A 3,835-nucleotide genomic window follows, 5' to 3' on the forward strand; every position below is an offset into this window, starting at 1 on the left:
AACCCTAGAGCTAAAAGAGTTTTTTTGCTACCCATGATTAGATGTTTTCTCCTGCGATCATACCAAAGGTTAAACAATCTGTGACTGCAACAGTTCCTAAACGACTCGCACCGTGTGTTCCACCTGTTACTTCACCCGCTGCAAATAAACCAGGGATTGGTTTGTTTGTATTGCCAGAAATTACTTGTGCTTTAGTATTGATTTGTAAACCACCCATGGTATGGTGAGGTTTTGGTACCAAACGAATAGCGTAGAATGGTCCTTTCATCTCAATGGCTTCTTTGTCTTTCATATCTTTGAGTGTTTGTTTTTTGAACTGGTCTTCAACGCCATTTTTTGCATCTTCATTGTACTTTTTGATAGTCTCTTTAAGCGCATCTGCTGGAATTTTATAATTTGCAGCCAAAGCATCGAGTGTGTCAAATTTTTTCATAACGCCACCAGTTAAGCCTTTCTCTATAATTGGGTAGACTTGCTTATCAAAGGTGTTATAGGTTCCAATGACGACAGGGTATGCTTTAGGTGCTTCTCTTAAGATAACATACTCAGCGTCCGCTCTTGTTTTTCTATCTGCCATTTCATTCATGAAACGTTTACCATTTCTAACGTCAACTGCAGCACCCAGCACAAATAAACCTTGTTGAGTAAGAAGTGGTGCTACACCAAAACCTCTCTCATCTGGGCTTGCCCATGGTCCTTGTTGAATCCAGTCAATATGCACTGGAAGTGCTCCGATTTGGAATGCTTTTAAAAGTGCACCTGCTGTTGCACCATCATGGTTTGTAGCGTCCATATCATCTGTCAAACGTGGATCTTGAATTTTTCTAAAGACTTTATCCATAGAGAAACCACCTGATGCTAAAACAACACCTTTTTTCGCTTTATAAACTTTCTTCTCACCAGATTTGTTTTCCATATCATCGCTGAGAAGTTTTGGATCAAATTTATAATTGATTCTTGCAGTTACACCTACAACGCTTGTGCCATCAGCGCTCATAACAAAATCATCCATTTTTGCACGTGTTAAGATTTTACAACCAGGAAGTTTCTCAACAAACTCATGCATCGGTTTAATAACACCCGAACCACTCATATTTTCAGTTACTAAAGATCTTGGTGCTGAGTGTCCACCAAACCATGCTGGTTTAACATCTTGCCATTTTGCACCACATTTGATAGAGAAGTCTAAAGCGTCTTGTGAACGTTTAACAATTGTCTCAAGTAAGTCAACATGGTTAATACCAAGACCTGCTTTTAAACAATCTGCAATAAATTTTTCACCAGAATCTTCAATGCCGTATTTTTTTTGCCATGAACTGTTTGGAACAGCCATACCACCACCGTTGATAACAGAGTTACCACCAACACGTCCCATTTTCTCAAGAATCAATACTTTATAACCACGCTCAGCTGCTTTAGCAGCAGCAGCAAGACCTGCAAAACCTGTACCAATTACGATAACATCGTACTCTTCATCAAACTTAACATCTTTTTCAGTTGGGGCTGCTGCCATTGCATTTGCTGCAGTTAACATTGCTGCACCAGCTCCAACCATACCTAGCTTTAGAGCATCTCTTCGTGACATTCTCTCTTGACTCATTGTATAACTCCTTAAGATTAAGATGATTTTCTTACTTCGGAGTAAATTATATCAACAAGCTGTGATATATATTGTTAGTTTTTTATTTAAGAAATATTTCAGAAATTGAGTGTTTACCATCTGTTGAGGAATAGAAGCAGTTATTTAGTTATTTCAATGAAAGTTTATAATTTGATACCCTTTTCCATGCAGTGTCCTAATCAAATCGCATGGAAGCTTATCTCTAAGTTGTTTGACAAGTGCTCTAATTCTATCATTGCTCACTATCTCATTTTCATAGACAAAAGAGACGATCTCTGCACAAGTAATGACCCCGTGAGATTTTAAAAATAGATATTTTAGTAACAATGCTTCTTTTTTGCCAAGAACAGTATGATTATCTTTAAAGATAAACATTCTCTTTTTAAAATCAAAACATATACCCTTACAAGGATAAAAGACATTATTGTTCCAAATATGACACAACTTATAAATTCGATAAACGATCTCTTCAACAGAGAACTTCTTGATGATAATATCATTGTAAGAATAAGAAGAGAGTGTTTGAAATATTTGTGGAGACATATCTGACTCTAATATCAGTAAAATAGGTACTACCTTTGCATTTGTTCGTATAAAGTCTAGTATTTTCGTATCTGCTGGATTTTGAAGATTAAGGATAAAGAGAGAATAACTCTCTAATGTTGAAATTTCATCAAAAATATCATGTTCATTTTGTGTTTTTTTGACGTCTATTTTAAAGCGACATTTATTGAGACATCTATCGATCTCATTTTGTAAATTTATATCTGAATCAAGAAAAAAAATTTTCATTTTAACTCATCTTTCGATCAATTCTTCAAATTTTTGGAATCTATCATCATAAAATAGGGCTTTACATCGATCGTAAAGCCCTAAAATTTAGGATAACTTAGAATTTATAGTTTACGTTAAACCACAATTCATCTGTTTCTAAAGATTTTGTTTTTGCACCAGAAACAAAGTAATCTTTGTCAAATGTTACATAAGTTACTTCGGTTGTTAACCCTTTAAGTGCAGGAACTGCGTACGTAAGTCTTGCTGAATAGCCTTCAATCTCTGCTTTCGCATTGGCTGCAGTTGTAATAGTTGCTGTAGATTGAGTATCTTGTTTTGCCGTAACATACGCTAACTCAGACGTAAGCCCTGTAATGCCCACTTGTGAGAAATTATAGGTTGCGCCAAATCTATAGGTATCCATACCAGCAAAGCCATTAAATACCAAAGGTCCACGGATGGAAAGCATGGTATAACATGATGGTCCATTACCTAAACCAAGTAGTGCATCATCACCATTACTTACAGTCGTATATGCAATCGTTCCACCAAAGCCATAAAGTTCAGAGAAACCAGCACGAAGACCTAGCATATCACCATTAGCATTCATAAAATCTAATGCGCTACCTGTTCTAGATCCTCTGTAGTTTGCATCAAAAAGAAGTTTATAATTGCTCATAGGAAGCACGTAGTTTGCTTCAGTATAATAGAATGAGATGTCATCCGTTGTACTTGCAAAGGTACCACCATAAGGGCCTTTCCCATTAATACCATTCATAACAACATCATTTGCTTGCGCAAATTGTGCTGATAAAGTAAGATTTGGAACAGATTTATTAATAGCACCTAATGAGTATGCGCCATCAAATCCAAATGTAGTTGGACCAGCACCTGCGATAATAATTTGTTTTGTAAATTCTGGCGCATCATAGGTAAAATTATTAGCTCCTGTAGGTGTTAAAAAGTTACCATTAAAGACATCACCTGTTCTACCTTGGAATTTACCAACATAGTTTGCATAAAGTGTTGTTTGAGGTAAATCCATATTGGTAATTGTTGCACCCTCAAAAGACTCTCTAAAGAAACGTGTTGGATTACCTGAAACAAGAGGTGTTGTAATGTACTGACGACCAACTTTAACATCCGTTTTGCCAATTTGATAACCTAAATAGGCTTCTGAGAGAACAGAACCTTGTCCAGCTTCTTCTTTATTGAAAAGTTTTTTTGCATCATCTGTTGCAAATGGAGTAGAACTACCTTGGTAAGTAACACCAAGTCTTAAACCATATAAAGTATCGGTTACATAACCAAGTTCTACACCCACGTTTAAAATACTTTGATGATCCGCTTTTGGACCAAAGTTACCTGCGTCATCTCTGTCCCAGTACCATGCTTTTAAGGTACCATTGACTTTACCATTTTTAAACGCATCTGCGAGTG

General features: G+C 36.4%; 3 protein-coding genes. All 3 read right to left on the reverse strand.

Annotation, left to right across the window (positions count from 1 at the left end):
• Positions 1 to 37: 37 nt before the first annotated feature.
• Positions 38 to 1,600 (reverse strand): flavocytochrome c, encoded by a 1,563-nt coding sequence (locus tag V7Q04_RS13085; RefSeq protein WP_333805655.1) that lies wholly within the window; start codon positions 1,598 to 1,600, stop codon positions 38 to 40.
• Positions 1,601 to 1,753: 153 nt separating this feature from the next.
• On the reverse strand, positions 1,754 to 2,413 hold the full coding sequence (locus V7Q04_RS13090; RefSeq protein ID WP_333805656.1) for a winged helix-turn-helix domain-containing protein: 660 nt from the start codon (positions 2,411 to 2,413) through the stop codon (positions 1,754 to 1,756).
• A gap of 97 nt (positions 2,414 to 2,510) precedes the next feature.
• A partial coding sequence (locus tag V7Q04_RS13095; protein WP_333805657.1) for an OprD family outer membrane porin occupies positions 2,511 to 3,835 on the reverse strand: 1,325 nt, incomplete at its 5' end.

The organism is Sulfurospirillum sp., from assembly GCF_036802865.1.
Taxonomy (GTDB): Bacteria; Campylobacterota; Campylobacteria; order Campylobacterales; family Sulfurospirillaceae; genus Sulfurospirillum.

Bases quoted from the DNA above. Each gene is read 5' to 3' on its own strand.
- V7Q04_RS13085 (WP_333805655.1), bottom strand. From the start codon at position 1,600: ATGAGTCAAGAGAGAATGTCACGAAGAGATGCTCTAAAGCTAGGTATG.
- V7Q04_RS13090 (WP_333805656.1), bottom strand. From the start codon at position 2,413: ATGAAAATTTTTTTTCTTGATTCAGATATAAATTTACAAAATGAGATC.